Annotated in this window: 26 protein-coding genes; 15 read left to right on the top strand and 11 right to left on the bottom strand. The window is 47.3% G+C overall.

The genetic code is table 11. The features are described 5' to 3' along the window. The first annotated feature begins 65 nt into the window (after positions 1-65). A complete protein-coding gene (locus ACKFKH_RS19160; protein ID WP_446859934.1) occupies positions 66-2078 on the top strand; it encodes a CHAT domain-containing protein in 2013 nt (670 codons plus the stop codon). 166 nt (positions 2079-2244) lie between these two features. Here ACKFKH_RS19160 and ACKFKH_RS19155 read toward each other — a convergent pair whose 3' ends face one another. Genes ACKFKH_RS19155 through ACKFKH_RS19145 form a run of 3 tightly spaced genes read right to left on the bottom strand, consistent with a single transcriptional unit; the run spans position 2245 to position 5044 of the window. After that, positions 2245-2922: a response regulator transcription factor gene (locus ACKFKH_RS19155; RefSeq protein ID WP_446859933.1), complete on the bottom strand. Its 678-nt coding sequence runs from the start codon at positions 2920-2922 to the stop codon at positions 2245-2247. Further along, positions 2919-4385 (bottom strand): ATP-binding protein, encoded by a 1467-nt coding sequence (locus ACKFKH_RS19150; protein ID WP_446859932.1) that lies wholly within the window; start codon positions 4383-4385, stop codon positions 2919-2921. The genes ACKFKH_RS19155 and ACKFKH_RS19150 overlap by 4 nt, the downstream gene beginning before the upstream one ends. Before the next feature lie 20 nt (positions 4386-4405). Next, a complete protein-coding gene (locus tag ACKFKH_RS19145; protein ID WP_446859931.1) occupies positions 4406-5044 on the bottom strand; it encodes a cupin in 639 nt (212 codons plus the stop codon). A gap of 182 nt (positions 5045-5226) precedes the next feature. Here ACKFKH_RS19145 and ACKFKH_RS19140 point away from each other — a divergent pair, with 182 nt between their 5' ends. The 3 genes from ACKFKH_RS19140 (at position 5227) to ACKFKH_RS19130 (ending at position 7171) form a co-directional block, all read left to right on the top strand. Then, positions 5227-5718 (top strand): TlpA family protein disulfide reductase, encoded by a 492-nt coding sequence (locus ACKFKH_RS19140; RefSeq protein WP_446859930.1) that lies wholly within the window; start codon positions 5227-5229, stop codon positions 5716-5718. A gap of 247 nt (positions 5719-5965) precedes the next feature. Continuing rightward, on the top strand, positions 5966-6313 hold the full coding sequence (locus ACKFKH_RS19135) for a thioredoxin family protein (RefSeq protein WP_446859929.1): 348 nt from the start codon (positions 5966-5968) through the stop codon (positions 6311-6313). A 60-nt stretch (positions 6314-6373) separates the two neighbouring features. Beyond that, complete coding sequence (locus ACKFKH_RS19130) at positions 6374-7171, top strand: cytochrome c biogenesis protein CcdA (protein ID WP_446859928.1); 798 nt, start codon at positions 6374-6376, stop codon at positions 7169-7171. Positions 7172-7317: 146 nt separating this feature from the next. Here the strand turns inward: ACKFKH_RS19130 and ACKFKH_RS19125 are convergent, their stop codons facing one another. From ACKFKH_RS19125 to ACKFKH_RS19110, 4 genes are all read right to left on the bottom strand, one after another. Further along, positions 7318-8403, bottom strand: coding sequence for a WD40 repeat domain-containing protein (locus ACKFKH_RS19125; RefSeq protein WP_446859927.1), 1086 nt, complete (start codon positions 8401-8403; stop codon positions 7318-7320). Beyond that, the gene (locus ACKFKH_RS19120) at positions 8391-9362 is read right to left on the bottom strand and encodes a CobW family GTP-binding protein (protein ID WP_446859926.1); all 972 of its coding nucleotides are present in this window, start codon (positions 9360-9362) and stop codon (positions 8391-8393) included. Before ACKFKH_RS19120 ends, ACKFKH_RS19125 begins: the two co-directional genes overlap by 13 nt. 357 nt (positions 9363-9719) lie before the next feature. Beyond that, on the bottom strand, positions 9720-10775 hold the full coding sequence (locus ACKFKH_RS19115; RefSeq protein WP_446859925.1) for a CobW family GTP-binding protein: 1056 nt from the start codon (positions 10773-10775) through the stop codon (positions 9720-9722). Between the two features lie 195 nt (positions 10776-10970). Further along, on the bottom strand, positions 10971-11420 hold the full coding sequence (locus ACKFKH_RS19110; protein WP_446859924.1) for a SufE family protein: 450 nt from the start codon (positions 11418-11420) through the stop codon (positions 10971-10973). A 459-nt stretch (positions 11421-11879) separates the two neighbouring features. On the opposite strand from ACKFKH_RS19110, the gene ACKFKH_RS19105 reads away from it, so the two are divergent. Next, positions 11880-12185 (top strand): hypothetical protein, encoded by a 306-nt coding sequence (locus ACKFKH_RS19105; RefSeq protein ID WP_446859923.1) that lies wholly within the window; start codon positions 11880-11882, stop codon positions 12183-12185. A 537-nt stretch (positions 12186-12722) separates the two neighbouring features. After that, positions 12723-13940, top strand: coding sequence for a geranylgeranyl reductase family protein (locus ACKFKH_RS19100; protein ID WP_446859922.1), 1218 nt, complete (start codon positions 12723-12725; stop codon positions 13938-13940). Here ACKFKH_RS19100 and ACKFKH_RS19095 read toward each other — a convergent pair. Then, positions 13930-14106, bottom strand: a complete 177-nt coding sequence (locus ACKFKH_RS19095) for a hypothetical protein (RefSeq protein WP_446859921.1) — start codon at positions 14104-14106, stop codon at positions 13930-13932. The genes ACKFKH_RS19100 and ACKFKH_RS19095 overlap by 11 nt on opposite strands. Before the next feature lie 169 nt (positions 14107-14275). On the opposite strand from ACKFKH_RS19095, the gene ACKFKH_RS19090 reads away from it, so the two are divergent. The 7 genes from ACKFKH_RS19090 (at position 14276) to ACKFKH_RS19060 (ending at position 20757) form a co-directional block, all read left to right on the top strand. Then, the gene (locus ACKFKH_RS19090; RefSeq protein ID WP_446859920.1) at positions 14276-14536 is read left to right on the top strand and encodes a hypothetical protein; all 261 of its coding nucleotides are present in this window, start codon (positions 14276-14278) and stop codon (positions 14534-14536) included. A 39-nt stretch (positions 14537-14575) separates the two neighbouring features. Beyond that, complete coding sequence (locus ACKFKH_RS19085) at positions 14576-15229, top strand: Uma2 family endonuclease (RefSeq protein WP_446859919.1); 654 nt, start codon at positions 14576-14578, stop codon at positions 15227-15229. 40 nt (positions 15230-15269) lie between these two features. Next, complete coding sequence (locus ACKFKH_RS19080) at positions 15270-16892, top strand: ABC transporter substrate-binding protein (protein WP_446859918.1); 1623 nt, start codon at positions 15270-15272, stop codon at positions 16890-16892. Positions 16893-16957: 65 nt separating this feature from the next. Next, positions 16958-17395, top strand: coding sequence for a retroviral-like aspartic protease family protein (locus ACKFKH_RS19075; RefSeq protein ID WP_446859917.1), 438 nt, complete (start codon positions 16958-16960; stop codon positions 17393-17395). Between the two features lie 105 nt (positions 17396-17500). Next, positions 17501-18526: an ABC transporter permease gene (locus tag ACKFKH_RS19070; RefSeq protein WP_446859916.1), complete on the top strand. Its 1026-nt coding sequence runs from the start codon at positions 17501-17503 to the stop codon at positions 18524-18526. A 10-nt stretch (positions 18527-18536) separates the two neighbouring features. Further along, positions 18537-19319, top strand: a complete 783-nt coding sequence (locus ACKFKH_RS19065; protein WP_446859915.1) for an MOSC domain-containing protein — start codon at positions 18537-18539, stop codon at positions 19317-19319. Positions 19320-19521: 202 nt separating this feature from the next. Further along, positions 19522-20757 (top strand): DUF7453 family protein, encoded by a 1236-nt coding sequence (locus tag ACKFKH_RS19060; RefSeq protein ID WP_446859914.1) that lies wholly within the window; start codon positions 19522-19524, stop codon positions 20755-20757. Positions 20758-20906: 149 nt separating this feature from the next. On the opposite strand, the gene ACKFKH_RS19055 is transcribed toward ACKFKH_RS19060, so the two are convergent. Genes ACKFKH_RS19055 through ACKFKH_RS19045 form a run of 3 tightly spaced genes read right to left on the bottom strand, consistent with a single transcriptional unit; the run spans position 20907 to position 23184 of the window. Beyond that, positions 20907-22106 carry a DUF2330 domain-containing protein gene (locus ACKFKH_RS19055; protein ID WP_446859977.1) on the bottom strand — a complete coding sequence of 400 codons (1200 nt, stop codon included), beginning with the start codon at positions 22104-22106 and terminating at the stop codon, positions 20907-20909. Between the two features lie 15 nt (positions 22107-22121). Continuing rightward, entirely contained in the window at positions 22122-22271 is a 150-nt protein-coding gene (locus ACKFKH_RS19050) for a hypothetical protein (RefSeq protein ID WP_446859913.1), read from the bottom strand. 10 nt (positions 22272-22281) lie between these two features. Further along, positions 22282-23184: an RnfABCDGE type electron transport complex subunit D gene (locus ACKFKH_RS19045; RefSeq protein WP_446859912.1), complete on the bottom strand. Its 903-nt coding sequence runs from the start codon at positions 23182-23184 to the stop codon at positions 22282-22284. Positions 23185-23435: 251 nt separating this feature from the next. On the opposite strand from ACKFKH_RS19045, the gene ACKFKH_RS19040 reads away from it, so the two are divergent. Next, on the top strand, positions 23436-24695 hold the full coding sequence (locus tag ACKFKH_RS19040) for a lipid-A-disaccharide synthase-related protein (protein ID WP_446859911.1): 1260 nt from the start codon (positions 23436-23438) through the stop codon (positions 24693-24695). 281 nt (positions 24696-24976) lie between these two features. After that, positions 24977-25195: a hypothetical protein gene (locus ACKFKH_RS19035; RefSeq protein ID WP_446859910.1), complete on the top strand. Its 219-nt coding sequence runs from the start codon at positions 24977-24979 to the stop codon at positions 25193-25195. Positions 25196-25274 lie beyond the last annotated feature (79 nt).

Here is a 25274-nt window from a genome sequence, read left to right as displayed (position 1 = left end):
TTTGTCCACATCGACGACTCAAATCAAACGCTAGACTTACTTCTGCTTTCCTTGCGTCCATTTCCTTGTTTTTAGTTGCTCCCCTATTCCAGACATCTGATTTCTTACTGCCCGCTATCGCGCAAACGATCGATGCCCGTAAAACAGAAGCCGATCGGCTCATGCGGCAAGGCATTCGACAATACCGGGTGAGTCAATTTGAAGCCGCCCTTCAGTCTTGGCAACAAGCATTGGCGATGTATCGTGAGATCAAAGACCGACTGGGCGAAGGAGCAGCCCTCGGCAATCTGGGAAATGCTTACCAAGATCTCGGCAATTATGCAAAAGCGATTAAGTATCACGAGCAGCATTTAGCCATTGCCCGTGAGATCAAAGACCGACTGGGCGAAGGACAATCCCTCAACAGTCTGGGAAATGCTTACCAAGATCTCGGCAATTATGCAAAAGCGATCAAGTATCACGAGCAGCATTTAGCCATTGCCCGTGAGATCAAAGACCGACTGGGCGAAGGACAATCCCTCGGTAGTCTGGGAGGTGCTTACTATTTGCTCGGCAACTCTGCAAAAGCGATCAACTATTACGAACAGAGTTTAGCCATTGCCCGTGAGATCAAAGACCGACAGGGCGAAGGAGCATCCCTCAACAATCTTGGCATAGCGTTCTTAAAAGCTGGCAATCCTACTAAAGCTGAAAAAATGCTCATCAATGGCATCCAAGTTTGGGAATCAATGCGGCAAATGCTCGGCACTAACGATGCAAATAAGATCTCTATCTTTGAGGGACAAGCTCGTACTTATCAAACGTTACAACAAGTCCGAGTGGTGCAGAATAACCCCATTGCCGCATTAGAAATTGCCGAACGGGGACGTGCCAGGGCATTTGTCGATCTTCTAATAGAGCGCTTATCATCTGGTTCTGCTAGTCCAGCCGCGACTGCTCCCAATCAAGAACAAATTCGCCAAATCGCCAGAGCGCAAAACGCAACTTTGGTGCAGTATTCCATCATCCACGACAACTTCCAGATCCAAGGAAAAAGCGAACCGCGTGAATCAGCGCTCTACATTTGGGTGATTCAGCCCACAGGCGACATTACTTTTCATCAGGTTGACCTTAAACCTCTTTGGCAACAGCATAAGATCTCTCTTACTAACTTAATCATTGGCAATCAAGAATTTCTCGCGGTTCGCAGTCGTAGTCCTGAATTTGTCAAACCTCAACCTGACTTACCGACACTGTACCAACTGTTGATTGATCCGATCGCCACTCTCCTCCCCAAAGACCCCAACGCCCACGTCATTTTCATTCCGCAAGGCTCACTCTTTCAAGTCCCCTTTCCCGCGCTCCAAGATAGTAACGGGACTTACCTAATCCAGAAACATACGATTCGCACTGCTCCCTCGATTCAAGTTTTGGCACTCACCCGACAACAACGACAAAAGTTAGTTACTCAGCGATCTAACAACAGAAAAGCTCTCGTATTGGGCAATCCCACCATGCCCCAAGTTTCTCTGTCGCCCGGAGAACCGAAGCAGCAATTATCACCTCTACCCGGAGCCGAAATCGAAGCCAAAGCGATCGCTCCCCTCCTCAACATCCAACCCATTATTGGCGCACGAGGAACTAAAGCAGCGATCGTTGCAAAAATGCCCCAAGCCTCAATCATTCACCTCGCCACACATGGATTGTTGGATGATATTCGCGGATTGGGAAGTGCGATCGCTCTAGCTCCTTCTGGTAACGACAATGGACTATTGACCGCAGAAGAAATCTTGAACATGAGACTGCAAACAGATCTGGTTGTTTTAAGTGCTTGTAATACAGCACAGGGCAGAACAACTGGAGATGGAATGATTGGCTTATCGCGATCGCTGATTGCAGCAGGGGTGCCGAGTGTGATTGTTTCGCTCTGGGCAATTCCTGATGCACCTACTGCGGATCTAATGCAAGCATTTTATCAGAACTTGCAAAAGAACCCAGATAAAGCACAGGCACTCCGGCAGGCAATGTTAACGACGATGAAAACCCATCCCCAGCCGCGAGATTGGGCAGCCTTCACATTGATAGGAGAAGCGCTGTAGAAACTGCGATTGGTGAATCAGGTTGCACCTTCCCACAATCGATATTGCACTCTCTCATTCATCAGATCTGCGGGTATGCTGCATGAATCCTCACATTTTAACCTGAGTTTTGGGAGCTATCTCTCGTTCGAGCCAGTGAAGCTATTGAGCATCCAGCAACTAGAAATTAGTGCTCACGCACAACATAACCCACGCCGCGAACAGTATGCACTAAACGCTTGGGATGGTTTGCTTCTAGCTTGAGTCGTAATGCTCGAATATAGACTTCAATAATGTTCGACTCGCCCATAAAATCATAGCCCCAGACCTTTTCTAGAATTTGATCGCGAGTGAGTACTTGGCGCGGATGACGCATCATCAGCTCCAGTAGATCAAATTCTTTAGTTGTGAGTTCAATTAACTGACTGCCTCGATAGACTTCTCGTGTGAGAGGATTGAGGCTCATGTCTTCAAACTCTAGCGTATCGGGTTCAGTCGGATTCACACAGCGTAGGCGTGCTTTGACTCTTGCTAATAGTTCTTCAATGCTAAAGGGCTTTGTTACATAGTCATCGGCTCCCGCATTTAGTCCGGTCACGCGATCGGGAATTTCATCTCTTGCAGTCAACAAAATAATCGGCGTTTGAATACCTGTTTTCCGCAATCGCAAACATAAATCTAAGCCAGAAATCCCTGGCAGCATCCAATCTAAAATGAGCAAATCAGGGTGTGCTTCACGGGCGATCGCTAACCCTTGGATGCCATCGATGGCAACTGTGACTTGATATCCTTCCAAGCACAGTTCTGTTTTGACAAACTCTGCTAATCTGGGGTCATCTTCGACTAAGAGGATGTGATTAGTCATCGGTCAGGTTTCCAAAGGGGTAGAGTTATTGTAAACGTACTGCCTTCGTTTGGGCTAGACCGTACTGTAATTCGACCTTTCATGCCTTCGGTTAAACTTTTTGCGATCGCTAATCCCAGTCCCGTGCCATCTCTAGAACGAGTCATCGCTTCATCGACTCGGTAGAATCGTTCAAAAATTCGATTTTGATGCGCTAAGGGAATGCCGATGCCGCGATCGCGCACCTGAATCATGGCATACTGCTCCGTTTGTGCTAACACTAACTCAACAGGCTGATCCGCAGCAGAATATTTGATCGCATTATCGACTAGATTAATCAACACTTGCTGTAATCGGTCTTGATCGGCACAAATAACCACATCTTCATCAGGAAAGAGAACCTTGACGGGTCGATTACTAACCTTTTGACTCATCGCTGCAACTTCTGTAACCAGCGTATTGAGCATGATCGGATTCAGTCGAAAGTGCAAATTTCCGCTATCTGCTCGCGCCAGATCCAGCAAATCTTGCAACATCCGAATGGTGCGCTCTGTCTCTGCCGCAGCCGTTTCTAGTGCTTGTTGTTGATAAGGATTTAAGTTTGTACTTCGTCGAAGTAAGCTCTGCAAATAACCGAGTACAACTGTTAAGGGCGTGCGTAACTCATGGGAAACATTACCGACAAATTGCCGTTGCTGTTCCCATGCCCCAGACAATCGAAGTAGCATTTCATTGAACGCCTGAGCTAATCCTAGAACTTCATCCGGTGCTCGATTTAGTTGTAACTTAGCTTTGTTTAGGTTATCTGATAAATCATCCGCAGAAACAGCACTGGCAAGGTGGCTCATCTGTTCTAGCGGCTGCATTGCTTTATGAATTCGTTTTGAGATAGCTGTGATCAAGAGTGCGATCGCCACCAAACTAACAAGTAGCAATCGCCAGAGTCCGGTGTTCAATTTGTGCTGATCTTCTGTAATATCTTGAGCCAGATATAGCTGCCCGAAGGCTTTCCCATCAATTGCGAGAGGGCTACCACACAACACAATATCTCGATTCCCAAACCGAACAATCTGCGGCGTTTTTGGAACTTGGGCGAGAGTATCAACTTGCTGGACTGTGGACGCAACCGACTCCACTCCGACCGATTGTGCTAGCAGTTTACCCTCTGGACTTTTGACCCATACGATTAATTTGGAGGTTGAAACTTTACGGATGGTTCTCTCTAATCCAGTGTCCAGTTGTCCCATCTCGCTATAAAGCTGGATTTGATCGGGAAAGCGCATCGCAATGTATTCTAGCGTCTGTTTGTGGGCTGCAACTAGATTTTGCTCCATTTGCCAACCTGCCCAAATTGCCACACTGCCCAACCCTAGAATCGATAGTGCGACCAATTCTAGAGTCAAGCGAAACTGAAGCGAGGAAGTCGAAATTCGCTTGTTTGTGAAAGAGTTGATTCTGGCTCGAATCAGGCGGCTCAATGGCATAGAGGAATGCTCAGTAAAAATCAGAAGGGCTTGGCGGTGCCTTGAATGGGGTCAAACTCGAATCGTTGATCATAGTTTGTTTCGCCATAGAGATTGAAGCTTAGAGTTGGCTGATCTCCCATCGCTTGAATCTGATGAATGGTATCAGGCATCAAACAGAGAATGTCGCCAGGATCAAGTAAGCGATCGCTGCTTAATTCAATCTGGTCAGGGTGTTCGGACGTGGGCGATCGCTGCCAAAATGTATTGTTCTCTTGTCCACTTAACAATGCGACAAGTCCCCAACTCGCATGATTGTGAATGGGGGAAGTGACTCCGGGTGCCCAGGCAACGAGTTGCACAGTTAATGGAAAAAATGGCTCATCATACAACATAGACACGGCCCAACCTGTTTCTGAGTCGGGCTGAAGAAAGGGCAGTTGCAGCCAATCAGCATGATTTAGAAGTTTACGGACTAACGGACAAATCGCTTGAAGTCGGAGTCGATCATCCGTGATTTGATTTAACACATCTTCTAACTCGGTTAAAAACCGATAGAGCCGATACGGTTGAGACAATTCCTCAGCTTGAGCGATCTTAGAGAGATCTGTGCTGGAGCAGATCGCGTCCCCATCTTGGCACTCTCCCGCATTGGTCACAAACCAGTTTTGTCCTCTCATAATCGCGGATTGCTCTACAGCGTATCGTTTTGTTTTTACTGTACAAGCAAACCTCAGTATCAAGATGAATTTTTGCTGAAAAAACAGAGGCGCAAATTTTTAGCATTGATCCATCTCATCCTCATCTCATCCTCATTTTTCTGGAATTTAATGCTAATCACCACCGCAATCATAGGTTCTGTATGCGTCATCATCTAGTTTTATTAGCAGGTTTGAGTTTGAGTGGCTTAGTCGTCTCCCTCTCATTCCTCAATACAACGTCTACACGAGTCTCGGCCGCTCCTGTCCAGCTTCTTGCACAAGCAAAGCGGTCTGGAAATGTTGGTGGAGCTTTAGCGAAACAACTACAAGGGAAGCCCGTTGTGGTCGATATCTATGCAAGCTGGTGTCCTGCCTGTAAGAATATTGCGCCAACGCTCTCTCAACTCAAGCGACAGTATGGTAACAATGTGCATTTTGTGGTGCTGGATGTCAGCGATCGCACAAAAGCAAGGCAAGCAGAACAGCAAGCTAGAGCACTGGGACTGGGGCAGTTTTTCTCAGCCAACAAGTCGCAAACTGGCATGGTTGCCATCATTGATCCTAAAACCGGAAACATTTTGACACAGTATCGTAACAACGCGAATAAGTCTGATTACACCACGGTACTGAATGCTGCGCTTTCCCGTCGGTAATAGAAGATTAACTGAGCGTCCGTCGATCGTTTTTTGAGGAAATCACACCGTGAAGATCCAATATTTTTCTGCCCTTGCAGTTGCTTCATTCCTGAGTCTGGGAGTAGTAGCAGGTTGTTCAAACCCTTGTGCCGCAAAAACAAAATCTCCTACAAATACAAGCACTGAAGTTCAAGCGAATCCCTGTGCAAGTAAAGCGAATCCCTGTGCAAGTAAAGCGAATCCCTGTGCTGCCAAAGCTAAATCAGTGGAGACTCCTCTAGCACAAGAACTACAGGGAAAACCTGTTGTCGTAGATGTCTTTGCAACTTGGTGTTCAGCTTGTAAGAATATTGCACCCACTGTGGCACAACTGAAGAAAGACTATGAAGGTAAAGTCACCTTTGTTGTTTTAGATGTCAGCAATCAGGCGACGACTGCGGAAGCAGAGGCGAAAGCCAAACAACTTGGGCTGAGTGAGTTTCTGGCTGTCAATAAATCACAGACAGGCATGATTGCCATTATTGATCCTGCAACAGGCAAAATCTTGAGCCAACAGCGCAATAATCCGAATCTAGCAGACTACAAGAAAGTGCTGGATTCTGCTCCCATTTAATAACCCTAGCCAGGAGAAGTTTTACGATGAGCTTCTTCTGGATGCTTCAAGGAAAGTTTTATGCAAAAGAAGTGGCTTATTTACGGCGGATTGGGATTGCTTTGCCTAATTCTAGTTTTAACATTGGGATCTGCAATTAGTCATCCGATCGAACAGATGATTTCAATGGTTGAAAACCGCTACCAACAATGGTTTGACCAGCAAGATACCGCCAATCCTTTCCTGTTATTGCCCTTAGCATTTGCTGGTGGCGTTCTTGCAAGTATCTCACCTTGCATTTTAGCATTATTGCCTGTTAATCTCAGCTACATTGGTACGCTTGAGATTCAGTCTCGTTGGGATGCATTTGTGAAGGCGGGCTTATTTGTTTTGGGAGCCATCACAATTTTGAGTTCGTTTGGTTTAGTCTCCTCCTTTGCAGGAGCCGTGATGGTCGAATATCGAGGCTATATCAATGTGATTGTCGGATTCATTATGGCAGTCATGGGGCTGTGGTTGCTCGGCGTTGTTAAATTGCCACTTCCGCAATTGGCAGTTAATTTTCCTCACGCTGGCCCCTATGGCGTAGGGTTGACGTTTGCCTTAGTTAGTTCTCCCTGCGCCAGTCCAGTTCTGTTTGCAGTTCTAGCGGCAGCAGCAGCAACAGGCTCTCAGATTCTAGGGACGCTAACAATGGTCAGCTATGCGCTGGGCTATACTAGCCTCATTTTTCTAGCCAGCCTATTCACAGGGTTAGCAAAGCAAAGTAAGCAATTGTTGAAACATTCAGAAGGAATTATTCACTTTGGCAGTGTTGCCTTAATTTTGACAGGTTTGTACTACTTGATTACGGGAACTCAATGGTTCTTTGGAGGGTAATGAATCGGAAGTGTCATGATTAGACTTTCTTCACGAATCATAGATACCCTCCGACTGCTATTAGCTTTGCTTTTAGATCCAGGAACGCCCCCTAAACCCCTCACTCGTGGGAGATTTAGCTTGCTCTCCTGGATTAACAACCGCCGCTAACGCCTTCCAAACCCTTGACCGCGCTGTTCTTTTGACCAGATAATCAGCTCTCCATTCTGCCCACCCGCAGCCAGAGACTGACCCTGAGAATGCCAGGAAAGGCAAGAAAATCCGTCAGGCGCACCCTCAAGAATCTGGGCTAACTGCTTTGCCTTGTGCCACAAACAAATACAGCCGTCTGCGGCAGCAGAAGCAAACAGCACAGTGTCAGGTTGAAACTGAATTGATTGCACTATATCTTCATGATGCTCCAGCACGCTCCCTTCCCAGCCGACCAACTCATCTGCCTGCTTCTCCCAAATCACAATGCTCTCAGCACTGGCCGCTGCTAACAATGGCGCACTTGTCTTAGTAAAGTAATTTGACCAAGCCAGTTGACGCACTTTACCCGGAAAGCCACGCATCACCCACGGATGAGGATTTTCCCACTCCAAAACGGTAATGGTTCGATCGAGATTTCCAGACGCAATATATTTACCATCGGGTGACCAGGCAACTGCCACACTTGCAGAATCCAGACTCAGCAAATAGGGATCATCATCCCAATCGTCTGCTGTCCAAATCTTGATGCCTTGATACCCTGCGATCGTTAAACGCTTCCCGTCAGGATGCCAACCCATATCCAAGACAGAGGAAGTCTCAAAATTTAACGTGGTCGCAATGTCGTTCATTGCGCTGTCCCACACTTGCACATAACGACCCAGGCTGAATGCCAGTTGATTGCGCTCTGGACTCCACGCCATGCGATCGATCCAATCGCGTCCGTTCCCCAGGGTGGCGATCAGTTGTGGCGTTTCGGCTGAAAGGTGCCAAATTTTGACTTGTCCGTTTTGTCCGCCAACTGCAAGAAACTGCCCATCGTGAGAAAAACTCAGACAGTCTGCGGATCGTCCCGTTGCAGTTTGGAGCAGGGTTGTTTGTAATGTTTTGACCGTCAATATCGTCACCTCACCGGCCGCAGAACTCGCAGCCAGGAGTTGACCATTGGGCGACCACGCGATCGCCGTTACATAGTCAGAAAGCGCTCCCTGCCAGTGTGGTTGAAAGTCACTCCCCGAAGTTTTTGCCTTTACACGAAACACGCTTTGAATCCTTCTCTTAAAACAGCTTCGTCCAGATTGCGACCGATGAAGACTAACTCATTTTTGCGAGTTTCATCAGGTCTCCAGAGGCGATCGGCGCTGCCATCAAACAGCATATGCACGCCTTGAAACACAAATCGACGGTCTTCTCCATCAATGTTGAGGATACCTTTCATGCGAAAAATGTCTTGCCCTTGAAAGCGCAGCAATTCGCTAATCCACTGATTCAATCTTTGTCCGTCTAACGCGCCCGACTCAACCAGCGCCACAGAGTAGACAGATTCATCATGCTGGTGGGTATCTTCGCCTAAAAAGTCGGGGTCAATTTCTAAAGCGCGGGTCAGATCAAACGCTCCAACTCCCAGCAGGGCATCCATTTCTAGTTCGGCGTTTTGGGTACGATAAATTTTGGCAAGTGCGTTCATCCCTCGAATTTGCTGCTCTAGCTCGTCTAACTGCTGAGGTTCAACTAAATCTGATTTGTTGAGTAAAATGACATCTGCAAAGGCGATTTGCTCCTGTGCTTCCTCTGCATCCCAATGTTGCCCGATGTGTTTTGCATCAACGACTGTCACAACAGCATCAAGCTGGGCCTGCGCTTTGACATCTTCATCCATAAAGAAAGTCTGAATCACCGGGGCCGGGTCAGCCAATCCCGTCGTCTCAATCACGAGATGATCGAATTTGTCGCGTCGCCGCATCAAGTTGCCAATAATCCGAATTAAATCACCGCGAACAGTACAGCAGATGCAGCCGTTGTTCATTTCAAAGATCTCTTCGTCAGCATCAATGATTAGTTGGTTGTCAATACCGACCTCACCAAATTCGTTGACGATAACGGCGATCTTCTTACCATGTTCGTGTGTGAGAATGCGATTGAGTAGAGTGGTTTTGCCTGCGCCCAGATAGCCAGTCAAGACGGTTACAGGAACGGAATCCACTAGCAAGTCAGTGACCATAAGGTAGGTTCCTCTATCTTTCTAAAACGATAATCGTTATCACTATCATAGAGGTTCTTTCTCAAAGGGCAAGTCTTAGCCAGGCAATTGAATAACAGCAGCTAGATCGTGCATTTGGCGCAAGACGTTGAGAGCCGCATCCAAACCTTTTGAGATCAGTTCTCATACCAAATCAACCAACAAATGATACTCATAAAAATCAGTTAATTGACCGATTTCTATCTCTCAGATTTGAAAAGAACCTATCAGGGAAGCCGTTTCAAAGTCCCCCAAAATGGGGGATTTAGGGAGCGAGGATCTGTATCAGTAACTAGTGAATTTGGTATTAGAGACAACTAAGGGGCGACTAAACGGAGATCATCGGCTCAAGCAGTTAGTTAATTGCTGCCGAAGTTGCAGCGCATCCAGATCGCGCCCGATGAAGACGAGTTGGTTTTTAGGCGGAGTGCGCCATTGGTCAGCGTTGATGTCGTATCGAGGGCCGCTGAGTTGAAACACGTGACGGTTGGCGCTGCTGCTAAACCAGAGAATCCCTTTTGCTCGAAAGACGTTTTGGGGGAGTTGCTCAACGAGAAAGGTTTCCAGTTTCTTCACGTCAAACGGTCGATCGCTTTCAAAGGAAATCGACATAAACCCATCAATTGCCAGGTGATCGGAGTGATGATCGTGTTCATGAGAATGGTTGTGTTTGTGATGGTCGTGACTAGACTCAGCAGGATGATCATGATGATCGGGTTTGGGGTTGAGGTGGCGATCGTAGTCTTCACCTTGCGTCAAATTGACATCTAAAATCAGAGGCAATGGCACTTCACCGTAGCGACTATGAATCAATCGAGCGCCTACTTTTATGGTTTGGATATAAGTCTCTAGCTCATCTAACTTTGCTTGTGAAACCAGATCCGTTTTGTTGAGTAGCGTAATATCTGCGTAAGCGATTTGATTGAATGCTGCATCACTGTCAAAATGGTCTGGAGTAAACGCTTCAGAATCAACCACGGTAATAATTGAATCAACGCGAGTCAGATCGCGAAGCTCTGTTCCTAGAAACGTCAAAATGATTGGTAACGGATCAGCAACGCCAGTCGTTTCGATCACTAAATAATCGACAGGTTCCTCACGCTCTAACACGCGATAGACTGCATCAACTAAACCATCATTAATAGTGCAACAAATGCAGCCGTTGCTCAACTCCATCATGTCCTGGTCGATCGCTACCAACATCTGGCTATCAATATTGATATCGCCAAATTCATTAACCAGCACTGCAACTTTCAGATCTTGACGATTCTTGAGAATCTGATTGAGCAGAGTCGTTTTACCACTGCCTAAGAAGCCTGTGATGATAGTGATGGGCATTCCTCGTTTGGGAATGTCTAACGCTGAATGAGTGGTTTGTAGAGTGAGATTGGTCATAAAAACTCTCCTGCGATCGGGTAAGCAACAACACCTTTAGCGATTAATTTGTCGGTATTGCTGAATCGTGGGATGAATTGCCCCAAAGCGGAGGGAAACCCAAGGTTCAAAGTCCTCCAATTTTGGGGGATTTAGGGGGCGAAAAGATGGACACTTCCCACGCATTCATCCCTCCAATCAGCAACGCCAATTTGTCTAATTCATCGCATGTTTTGAATCAATTTCTAATTGCAGCGCTTTTCTCTGGATGGTTTGAAAAATATTGTAGAACCCGTTAGCGCGAGAGGGCGTTAGGCTGACGGTTAATCCAGTCGTTTGAATGAAATCAGGAGCTAGTTGCACAATTTCTTCTGGGGTCAATCCTGCTAATCCTTCAATCAAAAGGCCCACCAGTCCTTTAGTTATCTGAGAATCAGAATCACCCTGAAACACGACCCTTTTATCCTGCAACTCAGCCGTAATATAAACTTGAGAGGTACAGCCTGATACTTTGTTTTCCGGCACTTTTTCTGCCTCTGGAAACGCTTTTAGCCGTTTAGCAAACCAGAGCAAATACTCATAGCGACGCTTTGGCTCAGAAATTTGTTGGAAACGCTGCACGATTCGCTCTAGAGATGGGGGAAGCGGGGCAGAAATGATAGACATAAATCTGAGGTGATTACAAGAATGATAATCGTTATCATCCTACTCTACATTGAGCGGTAGAGCGAAGAAATAAATATCACAATCATTTTTTGCCTCAAAGATTTGCAGAACAAGGCTTTGAAGCTTTTTAGTCATCAATTTCTAGGAAAAACACAACCGAAGAACTCACCATCACTTTGTCGCTAAGTAGGTAGGTGGAATTAACTTGGAGATGACAGGTTGTTCGCTGTGGTTGCCTCTCGCCCTGAACTAGAAGTTTGGACTAACCGTGCGAAGTGGGTTGAAAGCTACTCAAGACGAGCAAATGATTCCAATATGGCCTACACCGTAATCTGCATAATGGCTCAACTTGCGCCGCCCACTGTCAGACGATCGCGCAGATCAATTCTCCCAAACACAAGTTCACTGAATACAATAAGCAAATCCGTGCATGGCTGTGCAATCTAAAGATTATTCAACATGAAGTTGCTGCTGTCCAATGAGGCTGATTGTCGCTTTTTTAAGTTTTGGTTTAACGATCGCATCTGTGATGGTATCAATTACCAGGGCGAACTGTTTTTGCAGTTTCAAACCTTCAGTGCCCAGCGTCGAGATCAGGCTTACGAACTGGGGTCTAAACTGCTCGAACGAGGCGTTTCTGTGATTATTTCTTGTTCCAAAAAGCAGTATGTTTTGGGAGTCAATCTGCGAGGCGACTGGTGGCGAGAGGGATCGATGGAGCAGCTTTTGGAGGAGATGAAGGAGGTTGGGAGGGATGAGGGATGAGGGATGAGGGATGAGGGAGAACTTCGATGATCTGTTCCCCCTTTGGGGGTAATCCGCTTCGCGAGGAGGAATAAGGATAACTTTGTTCCGTGAGGAGAGATGAAAATGTCAGTTCGTTTGCAAATCTGAGAGCGTCCTCTAAATTTCTTCCGCGTGAGGGACTTTAAACCGAAAACCTTGTCTTAAAGTCCCCCAGAGTTGCTACCGTGTACACACAAGTCGATCGATCTGTCATTGCTGAGATCCTTCGCCCCCTAAATCCCCCAAAAATGGGGGACTTTGAGCCGTCGTCATGGCTTTGAACTTTGGAAATCTTTCCTTGGTCAAAGTCCCCCAGACTGGGGGATTTAGGGGGCTGAAGCCCCCTGAAACGAAGCGACAACGACTTGTGTGTACACGGTAGGAGTTGGGGCGGCAGAAGATTCAAACAACGAAGCGAAAAACTTTCGTCGAAGTCACCTTAAGAAAGGAGAGACGTTCCTATTTTTCTAGTCTGTGGATTAGGCTAATGAGTGCGGTTTAGGAAACGATCGAGATATGCAGAATTACGATGTGGTAGTGTGTGGGGCGGGGCCGTCTGGGGCGATGGCGGCAGCAGAGGCGGCCCGATCGGGGCTAAAGGTTGCCTTACTCGAAAAGCAGTTTTTGCCTCGGCACAAGACCTGTGGGGGCGGAATGCCGATGGTGATGCAGACGGTTTTACACGATCTGGCACCCGAAGCATTTGTCGAATCGGATGTCACCCACATGCGGCATACCTGGAATTTTGCAGATTCTTACCTTGCGCCGATGAATCCGCCGGGGTCGAGCGATCGACTGTCTCTGTGGATGGTGCAGCGATCGATTTTTGACAACGCTCTGGCTCAAAGGGCGATGCGAGCAGGGGCAGAGTTGCGGGATGGATTGGCGGTGCGATCGCTCGACGTGGAACCAGATGGCGTAAGAATTCGGGCGGAGGGCGTGAAGACAGGCAGTGAGTTTCTCGCGAAGGCTCGGTATGTGATCGGCGCGGATGGGGCGAATGGAATTACCGTCAAATCGACAAATCTGAGAAAAGATCGCGCGATCGCCATCGCAATGGAAGTTGAGCATCCACACACCTGGGGCGACGGTCATCTTGACCTTAGACCTGATGTTGCTCATCTGGAATATGGAGCGGTAAAACGAGGCTACGGCTGGATTTTTCCCAAAGCCGATCATTTGAATGTGGGGGCGGGACTGTTTCGGCCCGATCAAAAAGATGCGCGGGGCGGGCGAGAGATTCGCCTTCAGTTGCAAAAGACGATTTTTGATTATATGGATGCGCTGGGGGTGAAGTACGATCGCGACGCGCTCAAGTTTCATGCTCACCCGTTACCGACCTGGAGCGGCAAAGAAACCTTACACGAAGGGCGAATTCTCTTAGTTGGTGATGCAGCAGGGCTGATCAATCCCCTGTTTGGCGACGGCATTTTTCACGCAGTTAAGAGTGGCATCATTGCGGCTCAGTGTTTGTCAGAAGACGCGGCGGATCAGTACACCGATCGCATTCACGATGAGTTTGCTGCCAATTTTGATGCCGCTTTGAATCTGGCAAAGGTCTTTTATCAATGGACGGGCGTTTGCTACAAATACGGCGTGAAGTATGAGCGGGCGACTCGGATTGCGACTCAGCTTTTGTGTGGAGAACTGTTGTTTACCAATATGAAAGATCGGGCGCTGCGACGATTGAAGCGATCGGTGGGTGCCAACTTTTTCCCGGCGTTCAATTCCTAAAATCGTCAAACAGCACCAAAAACTCGCCTTCTGGAATAAGTTGCCGCACGATTTTCACAGACGCTTCTGCTTCAGATTGGGTGCAAAATCGAGCCACGACGATGCGCTGCATTTTGGGCAATAGCCGCACCACAAACCATCGATTCAAGAAGTCTCGATCGTGCATAATATTTATATCTCCATTGAGTTTGGAGCTTGGCCAGTGCAGAACTTTCCACGGGACGCACTGGCCTTTCGCTTTGGTCAAATCATATCAGATTCAAAAAAGAAAGTTCATCAAAACTGAAACATTTTTTTCGATTTTGTAGCTCTAACTGAGACACTCTGAAACAAACATGCCGAAACGCTTTCCTGTAGGCCCACTCAGCGAACATGATGACGACTGGTTAACCGTTTGGGCTTGGCTGGCAAATCGAAGCAAATCGGCCCAAGCAGGATCGCTCGTCAGTAACGGCATCAACGAGAAGAAAACTGAGATTGAGAAAATTCTAGAGTACGTCGCCAAAAAGCGTGGAATGTCTTCAGATGAGTTGTTTGAGAAGATTTTGAATGGAACGATCGATAATATTGAAAAAGACGACGTGAGCGAAGAGTAAACGGGTTGCACTCATCTAGGTCAGTCAGGAGATTACGCTATGACAGTAGCAAAGCCTCGGTTTTCAACATTTGAAGAATACTTAGCCTATGACGACGGCAGCGACAACCGCTATGAATTAGTCGATGGAGCGTTGATCAAATTGCCTCCCGAATCAGAGCTAAACGACAGCATTGCCAACTTCTTATTTCTCAAATTTGCTGCTTTGGGCATTCCGTTTCGGCTGATTCGCCCCGGAAAATGTGAGATTCAAGTCCCCGTCTTACACAAGCAAGATGCTGCAAATCGTTACCCAGATCTGGTGATTTTAGATGAGGTGCATCTGACTTTGACCCAAAAGCGACTCACAATCAAAATAGACATGCCACCGCCTCTCTTAGTGGCTGAAGTTGTTAGCCCTGGCAGAACCAACCGAGAGCGAGATAGCAACCGCAAACGCGCCCAGTATGCCAAACGAGGCATTGCTGAATATTGGCTGCTCGACCCCGAATATCAGGTGATCACAGTACTAAAGCTGCAAGGTGAGCAATACATCGAGATGGGTCAATTCCGAGGCGGCGATGTGGTTCAATCCCAACTTGAAATGCTTCAAGGGCTGCGACTGACGACTCAAGAAATTTTTCAAGAACTGTTTTGTACTTTTAGAATGAGACGCTTCCTCAATCCTGCGCTTCACGCAACTGATGTAGACTAGCCATACCTTCTGCGATCGCAGGTCTTATCGTGAAAAAGTTATGGTGAAAAAGTTGTGGCGCTTCTCTCTGGGTGAATGGTTGAGAGGGTTGATGCTGGTTGGGTTGTGCTGTGTTTTGGCGGTGAGTTGTAGTCGATCGACTCCCCAAAACAGATCCGACACCGGACGCATTACATTAGGAACGACGGCGAAAGTTAGCACGATCGACCCCGCAGATGCCTACAATATTTTTTCTGGGAACTTGCTTTATAACCTGGGCGATCGTCTCTACAGCTATCAGTTAGGCACCACAAAATTAGAGCTACAGCTTGCTACAGCCCTACCCACCGTTAGCAAAGATGGCTTGACTTACAAAATTCCGTTGAGGCAAGGCGTGGTCTTTCATGATGGCGCTGCATTTGATGCCAAAGCGATGACGTTTTCATTAGAGCGATTCATGAAAAATGGGGGATCGCCTGCGTTTTTGTTGTCGGGTACAGTTGATTCGATTCAGCCGACAGGAACGTATGAGCTAACGATTAAATTAAAAAAACCATTTGCAGCATTCCCTTCGCTGCTGGCATTTTCGGGGGCGTGTGCTGTTTCACCCAAAGCGTATGAGATTGGCGAAAACAAGTTCAAACCCAAAGAATTTGTAGGAACGGGCGCTTACAAACTAGTTAGATATGGAACAGATTCAATGCAGCTTGAGGCGTTCGATCGCTATTGGGGCGGCAAGCCAAAAAATCGTGGGATTGATATTCAATTCTTCTCCAGTCCTGCTAATTTGTTTAATGCATTTCGCACAGGTGCCGTTGATGTTGCCTATCAAGGATTAGCCCTCGAACAAATCCGCAACCTCAGAGAAAGCAAGGCCGACAAGGGTTGGCAAATTGTAGAAGAAGCCGGAAGCGGGATTGATTATCTGTCGTTGAATATGCAGTCTCCTCCGTTGGATAAACTAGAAGTCAGACAAGCGATCGCTGCCATTGTCGATCGTCCTTTATTACAAAGTCGAGTCTTTCAAGGACAAATTGATCCGCTTTATAGCTTAATTCCGGCAACGCTTGCAGAACAGAAGCCCGTATTTGAACAGTACGGCGATCGCAACGTTCAAAAAGCAAGTGAACTGTTGCAAAAAGCAGGCTACTCAGAATCAAATCCCTTAAAGGTTGAGTTTTGGTATCGCTCCAATTTGCCCAATGATCAACTCGCTGCCATGACGATGAGGGCGATTGTTCAAAAGTACTTAGGAAAGATCATGCAAATTGATTTGAATAGTATTGAATCAACGATGGCCTACAAGAATTTAGACAAAGGCGTTTACCCAATTTTTTTATTAGACTGGACTCCCGACTTTCTCGACTCAGACAACTATATTTATCCGTTTTTAGAATGCACAAAAGGCAGTGCTGAGAAGGGATGCGAAGAAGGACAAAGCTTTTCTCAAGGGTCGTTTTATTACAGTCAAGAAGCGAATGAGCTAATCGATCGTAGCCGTCAAGAACTCAATTTCACATCTCGTAAAAAGCTCTTTGGTCAACTTCAAGATATTCTGGCAAAAGACGTTCCCTTTGTCCCTCTTTGGCAAAACAAAGACTTCTTATTTGCTCAAAAAAACGTCCAGGGAGCCAGCTTACAAGCCACGCAAAAAGTTCCGCTTTGGATGCTGCGTAAATCTTGAGCAACAACAAAAATTATTTAGCAAAAAATCTGCCATATTGAAGGGGTATTGCTGAGATCAAAGTTATGCAAATAAACATAGAAATGGGCAAAATTACAACTACCCTGACGATCGTCAACCGCGTTGATCAAGCCCTCTCAGAAAGAGAACTTCTGCCAGTTGAGCAAGTGCGCTCTATTGTTCTCAAAAACGTTTTGGTGGACACTGGCGCAACGACGCTTTGTTTACCTGCAAGCACGATCGCTCAATTGGGGTTACCCGTTCTCAGAGAGGTTGATGTTGAGACCGCTACGGGTATTGGTAAGGCACGAATTTTTCAGGATGCCAAAATTTCTCTCATGGGTCGTGAGGGCACATTTGAGTGTTTAGAACTTCCAGGCGGGCAGTCCCCTTTGCTAGGTGTGATTCCTTTAGAAGCGTTGGGAATCGAACTCGATTTGCAAAACCAACAACTGAAACTGTTGCCCATTAGTCCAACACAAACTTATCTGACGATTCTCTAAGACGAGTTTGTGAAATCGCTTACAGCATCTACCAAACAGTTAGCAAACTTGCGGTAAAGTAACTCACAGGAATGGCAACCTTGATCTTTCTTTACCTCGTCGCTTATGTCTCGATCGAGTTCTCTCCGTTACTACATTTTTGCGCGGATTTTGCTGGCCCCTTTGATGCTGTGGCTGATCACGTCGGTTGTGTTTTTGCTGCTGAGAGCCACACCGGGAGATCCGATCGATGCCATTTTGGGCCCCCATGCGCCCGAAGCGGTGAAAGCAGAACGCAGAGCCGCCTTAGACTTGGACAAGCCGCTGTGGATGCAATACCTCAAATACATGGGGCAGCTATTGCGCCTCAATCTGGGTGAATCGTTTGTAGGGCAGGGGCAATCGGTTTGGGCTACCATTCAGGAGTTTTTTCCGGCGACGGTGGAATTGGCGCTTTTTAGTCTGGCGATCGCGTTCATCGTGGGCATTCTCGTTGGTACGGTGTCGGCTTCTCGTCCTAATACTGCATTCGATACGGGCGGACGGCTGTTTGGCATTGTCACTTACTCGATTCCGCTATTCTGGTTAGGAATGTTGCTCCAGCTTGTTTTCTCGGTGCAGTTAGGAATTTTTCCATTAGGAACTCGCTTTCCGGTGACGGTGCCTGCACCTGAAAGTGTGACAGGAATCTATACGATCGACAGTCTCCTTCGGGGCAACCTCAATCAATTTTTGATCGCCCTCTATTACCTCGCTCTACCCTGCCTGACGTTGGGAATTTCGATTAGCAGTATTTTTGAACGCATTGTCCGAGTTAATCTAAAACAAACCCTGCAAGCTGATTACGTCGAAGCCGCCAGAGCCAGAGGCATTTCAGAATCCAAAATTCTCTTTAGCCATGCGCTTAAGAATGCCATGATCCCCGTGATCACCATTTTGGGATTGACGTTAGCCTCTCTGTTAGGGGGAGCCGTTTTGACCGAGATTACCTTTTCCTGGCCAGGACTGGGAAATCGACTGGCACTCGCGATCGACCAGCGTGACTATCCAACCGTTCAAGGAATTGTGGTATTTTTTGCTGCGATCGTAGCTCTCGCGAGTATTGCGATCGACGTGATCAACGCTTACATCGATCCCCGAATTCGTTATTAAACTTGTGTATATGACTACTATTCGCGTCAAACAACTCTTCACTCATCCGATCAAAGGGCTTACGCCTCAGTTGTCTACTCATGTCGATCTGCTGACGGGACATGGCATTCCGGGCGATCGCGCCTTTGCTTTGATGTACGATACTGCCGATGCTGAAACGACTGATCCAATCGTTCCCTGGAAAAACAAGAAAAGCTTTGCGATGCAGTGTGATCGACCCGAATTAGCGGCTTTGGCTTGTGAATATGAGGCCTCTACGGGCGTTTTAACCGTGCGGCGAGAAGATGCTGAGTTGTTGACGGCGGAGGCGAATACGGCAATCGGGCGCACTCAAATCAGCCAATTTTTTAGCCATTATCTCACCACGGTTTCTGACCAAAAGATTGAGCCGCGTCCTTTGAGATTGGTGGGGACTGGAGAAGGGACGACTCGCTATCCCGATCGCAATCACGTTCATCTATCGCTAATTAGTACGGCGACTTTAGAAAATTTGAGTCAGTTGACGGGGCAGTTTGTTGACTCGCGGCGATTTCGTCCCAACATTGTTGTAGAAGGTGTTTCAGCCTGGGAAGAACTCAATTGGGTCGGGCGAGAATTCAACATCGGGACGGCTCGAATTGCGATCGAAGCCCGTCTACCTCGCTGTCTAAACATTGACGTTGATCCTGATACCGGAGTGCGTGATCTTCCTCTGTTTTCTCTCCTTCAACAAGCCTTCCATCATAGGGACACAGGTGTTTTGGCAACGGTCATTCAAGATGGGAGCGTCACGTTAGGAGACTCTTTGCTGTAAGGTCAATTTGCTTGTCTTAAAGTCCCTCAGAATTGACAGCTTGGAGGGCAGAAGATGCAAATAACGCAGCAAATGAAATTCATTGAATTCATGTTAAACGGCATCCCCTAAATCTATTCCCTAATCTGAATCTATTCCCTAAGAAGTTGTTAACTGGCGCTGTAACTTTTACCGTAAGTACCAACTTAAAACATTGGTGTTTATGAAACCATTCTTGCGCCTGATCAACTGCTCCACGGCGATCGCGTTTAGCCTGTTAGCGGAGAAGGCGATCGCGGCTAATTTTACTTTTACCAAGATTGCGGATACGACGGATGGGTTTGGTCGATTTTTGAATTCGCCAGCCCTCAATGACAACGGCACCGTCGCCTTTAGCGGCACATTAAATAACGGAAGCACAGGCGTTTTTACGGGGAGCGGGGGCACCATTACGCCGATCGCGGTTAGCGGGACTCGTTCCAATTTTCAGTCTGTATTGAGTAATCCATCTATTAACGATGCGGGGACAGTTGCCTTTGGAGCTACTACAGACAGCCGTAGAAATGTAGGAGTTTTCACAGGTTCGGGGAATGGGCTAACGACGATCGCCACCTTAAACAATGCCGCTCTATCTGATCGAAGCTATGCGCCAATTCCTCCTGCGATCAATGATGCCGGGACGGTTGCATTTGCTGCCTACCAATATGCAGAGTCTGACCCCAACCAAAATTTTGCACCGACTCCCAATGTATTAATTAGCAGCAACGGTCAGTTGAGCGCGATCGAACTCAAAAGTAATGAATCCTCCGCAATTCCAACGGTTCCAAATTCGGTGGCGATTAATAATGCGAATACGGTTGTCTTTTCATCAGGTTTTGGCGGTTCGCTGGGGTTTGGGGGACTGTTTGCCCAAGTGGGTGACGCTCCTCTGACAACGCTTGCAAACGGCGGAGTTTACCCAGTTTCTCTCAATAACCAGGGAACCTATGCAACAGCTTTTGCAGGGGCAGGTGGCGGCACTGGAATTTTGATCGGGGACAGCAAAGGCGGCTCCACCGCAAGAGTGATCTATGGTCAGTCTGGTTTTAGTGGCACTTCTCCAGTGAGGGTTAGTCAGCCTGCGATCAATGATCAGGGCAAAGTTGTTCTTCAGGCTGAGTTTATTGGTTCTGTCTACCCAAGTCAAGGCTTGTTTTTTGAAAATTATACAGATGCCAACAAGATCATTGCGACGGGCGATCCGTTGTTTGGGTCTACGGTGAGTGCGATCGGGTCGTTTTCCACAAGAGGGTTAAATAATCTCGATCAAGTTGTTTTCTATTCCCAACTAGCAGACGGTCGTGCAGGCATCTTTCGGGCTGAACCAGTTCCCGAACCACAAACGGTCATTCCAAGTGTGCTATTTATATTAGGTTTTGGAGCGCGTCAGCTAGTGAAACGTCGAACAGCAGGACGTTAGACATTAGACATTAGACATTGAATATTGGAGAATCAGTCGATCGCAAATAAATGCGGTAAGCCAGAACCTAATGTCACGTTGCGATCGACTTCTCAAACATTCTCTCAGCCTCAAAAAGTCCAATGTCCAATGTCCAACGTCCCTCGCGCTCACTGTCCAATTAGAGACAGCCAAACCTCATTCCACCAGGGGATCTGACTTTGTAGCTGCGGCTGTTTTTTGCGAATGTCATCAATCTTCCAGCCTGTGAGACGAGCTAGAGTTTGGGACTGTTCTTCAAAGCGTTGACGGAGCGATCGTTGATATCGTCTGCCTTCTGAGCAGCTTGTTTCACCCTTAAATGGATGGCGCAAAATGTAGCGGCCTTGAAAGGTTTCTTGGTTGTTAGTGTCTTGAAACATCAAATCTTCAGGAAATTTATCGCGGGTGTAGCGGACGTGCAGACGAGTCATGAAAACATTAGAATTAAACACCGGACGACGCACTCGCGGCATTGACATCTTCTCATCTGTCCCGTCTAGCCAAAATACCCCTGCCTGCTTAAGTTCTTCTGGGTTGAGCGGATCAGCCGAACAAGGATCACAGTTGCTCATATTCCAGGCATATTCTAGAAAAGCGACTTTTTGATCTTCGCGATCGTAAGTTTTAGTAAACATGGCCTTATAAAAGCGACTAAATTCGTCTTTCACAAAGAGTGGCACTTCAGCGTCAGACGGAATTTTAACTGTTCGGTAATTAGTGACTTCGGCTTGTCCTTTGGGCGACAGAATGTAGACGATTAAATCCTGTGCGCTTTGAGCGTTGATCATTCCCAATCGAATCGGCAACATAAATCGAGGCGAATCGTAGCTAATTTGCAGCGGTCGCAAGGATTGAAAACCCGCTTTGTCGTACTCCTCTAAATTGACTTTAGCGACGAAGAATTTTAGCTTTTGCCGAATGTAAGGTTTCAATAATTGCTTTGCGCCACGCGGCATTCGATAGCCATTTTGCACGAGCCAAGTTTCCAATCCGCCCGATTCTTTAGCGCTGAGAATTAGAATGTCATATTCGCCTACCGTAAACTTCGCTTCTACAGTCACACCGAGGGATTCATTTCGCGCCCTTGAGGAAACAGCGGCTGAAGGCATCGGAGCAGACAGCGGCCTTTGATCAAGCATCGACTCCTGTGGAGTACAAGGATCAGGATCAAAATATTCAACCAGTCGAGGAGCGCTAAAAGCATCCAATCTTTCGATGATTTTGGAATCGCTAATTTTCACCTGCTCTTTTTGTAAAACAACCGGAACAGGAACAACGATCGCAAAGTCTTTGACCTCACCCTGATAATCATTTGCCATTGTTAAGATGGTGCGATCGCCGTTTCAAGCAATTGCCACCTGAGATGCCTGATTATAAAGTTTTGCATCAGCTTTAGCCACATAAAATCCACAAAATGCCCAGGCTTTGGGAACAAAAATAAAGCAGCTTAGACAGACAATTAGAAACGCTGAAGAAATTCGGAAAGATCTCATAGCAACCTCCTCAAAGTGACGGATTAGTGATTGAGCGATCGAGTGGATTAGCAATAGATGCATCTGAATTCCAGGAAAAACGCTCATCAGGAAAGAGCATGTCTAACACAATGCTGAGAGGAGCTAAAGCAAACAGCGCCCAAAACACGGCAGTTGATACAAAAAATTGATTGCGAAGAATAAAGGTGAGAAACGCGATCGCCATTGCCCAGATGATTCGACCCGTTCGAGAATTGGGAATGGTGCGCGGATCGGTGATCATAAACAGCGCAAACATCAGCAGCGAACCACTCATCAGTCGATGACCCCAAACATCCCATGTCCAGCCCAACCAAGCATTACGGACAGCTTCTAAACCCAGATAAGTGGCGAGAAACGCGATCGTCGTATCCCATCTGCCCACTCGCCTGAGAACCAGCCCGCCCGCCCCCAAAAACAGCAGCGCATACCAGCCTTCTTCGCCCCACTGCCCCGGCGACACCCACGCATCAGATGTAAACAACAACGCGACAATGATTCCAAAGTTAGCCGGATTAAACAGGTGCTTTTTACCCACTCGCAACAGCCGCTTACTCAAAATTGCTGCCACACTAGCCAGAACGATCGTGCTGTAATGATCCGCCCGCAACAATAGGCTCAACCCCAACGCTGTAATTAAAGCACTGGGCAATGTTTTGAGTTTTGACACCTTGAGTCCAAAGGTCAGACGCGGATCGTCCTCATCTCCTGGAATAATGAACCATTGCGTTAACAAACAGGTGGCGATTGTTATGCCCACCATTTCTAGATGCAGTGACCAGTCCCGTGTCGCCAGTCCGACTAGCAAAAACAGTGACAGAAAAAAGATCTGATAGATTCGAGCATCGTTCAACAGCATGGGGCAGCGTGTCCGCAGTTCGTTGGATGGCTGCATTATGCTGCGCCTTAAAGTAAAACAAGCCTGCCGTTACCATTTAAGAAACAAACCTGCGACTAAAGTGTGTAGTGGAGCTTGTGGAGTAGTTCTCAGTTCTCTAAATGAGTGTGACAACAGCAAAGAGAGCCATTAGACGTAGACATTAAACTTTCAATGCTGCTTCGTCCAAAGTCACCTGCCCGATCGCTCCCCATTTCAGCCCAACAAGTAGCATAGTATTCTAGTCAAGTCCCTTACTCCTCGTTGCCATGCGCCTTCTCTGTCTCAGCAATGGTCACGGCGAAGATGCGATCGCCACTCGCGTTTTATCCGAACTTCAACAGCAGTTGGGCTGTCCTGACATTCAAGCACTCCCGATCGTCGGGGAAGGTCACGCCTACCAGAAGCTAGGAATCGCCACGATCGGCACTGTTCAATCGATGCCTTCTGGTGGCTTTATTCACATGGACAGTCGGCAACTGGTGCGAGACGTGAAAGGGGGATTGGTGCAGTTAACGATCGCTCAAATCAAAGCCATTCGCACTTGGGCAGCAGCCGATCCCAAAAATTCCTTTATCCTCGCAGTGGGCGACATCGTACCCTTGCTGTTTGCCCTGGTGAGTGGTGTTCCTTATGCCTTTGTTGGAACGGCAAAATCAGAGTATTATCTGCGCGACGAAAGCGGCTGGCTCCCTCGAAAATCCTGGTGGGACGATCGCCTAGAGCGGTGGACAGGCTGCGTCTATCACCCGTGGGAACGTTGGCTAATGAGTCATCCCCGCTGCAAAGCTGTTTTTCCGCGCGATCGCATCACCGCCAATATTTTGCAACAGTTCAACGTTCCCGCCTTTGACTTGGGCAATCCGATGATGGACGGCTTAGAGTGGTCAGATACATCCCATCAACCGTCGAAATTTAAGATTCAAACGGCGCTTCCTTTGACGATCGCCCTCATCCCCGGTTCCAGAATTCCCGAAGCTTACAACAATTGGGAGATTATTCTACAAGCCATTAATGGAATGCTAGGGCAAATGGGAAGACCAATACTAGGGTTAGCAGCGATCGCACCTGGATTAGAACTGGAACGATTTCACAAAATGCTTCTAGAATATCGCTGGCAACCCTCAGATCTAAATCGTTACACACTCGGCTTTGGTGAAAAACAAGCAACTCTAGAGTTAATGCCCCAACGATTTGCAGAATGTTTGCAGCGATCGGATGTGGCGATCGCACTCGCAGGCACCGCAACCGAGCAATTCATCGGACTGGGGAAACCTGCAATCATCATTCCGGGACAGGGGCCCCAGTTTACACCCGTCTTTGCAGAAGCTCAAACTCGACTCCTCGGAGCCTCCGTTACCCTGGTCGAACAGCCCAATCAAGTCGCCGCCAGGTTAAAAGCACTGTTGAACAATCCAGATAGTTTGCAACTGACGATCGAAAACGGCCGTCGCCGCATGGGAGAACCGGGAGCCGCCAAACGAATCGCACAATGCCTACTGAAGCAAATGGATTCTGTTAGAGAATGAAGCGATCAACAATACAATTGAGCGACAGCACGATCGAACCAAAGCCCAACGACTTTCTTCACCACCCCAATAAAGTACTAGCCCGCTTTAACCTAGTTCAAAAAATTCTGATATTTGTCGTGTATGGGCTTTCTAGAAATCGGCCGTTGCAAAGGACTTCATCTAGATCTCTCATACGATTATCTTCAATAGCTGACTCTGCTTGAGCAATGAGGCGATCGACGCAAACCAAACGCTCTAAGATAGATGCAACAGATGCAACCTAAATCAATGGAAAGCTTATGTCTCTCCCCGAACTTGTGCCCCTGCTGAAGGAATTATCTCATTCTGATAAGCTCTTGTTGTTACATTTCCTGGTAACTGAATTATTGAAGGAATCAAGTTTAGTCCCATTGGACACTCAAAGCAAAGCAGGTAGCCAAGGTTTACATGACTCCTTTGAAGCAGCAGCGGTTTTAGCAAAGGCCTTGTCAGAGGAAAAAGTGATTACACAGGGTTGATAAAGTCAGATTTGCCTTTACCTAAATGGGTATGTCAATAGTTTTGTGTCAAAGGTGAAAAGTTAGAGGGGAAATCGGT

This window comes from Phormidesmis sp. 146-20 (assembly GCF_052939475.1).
This window is presented reverse-complemented; position numbering and strand designations above follow the sequence as displayed.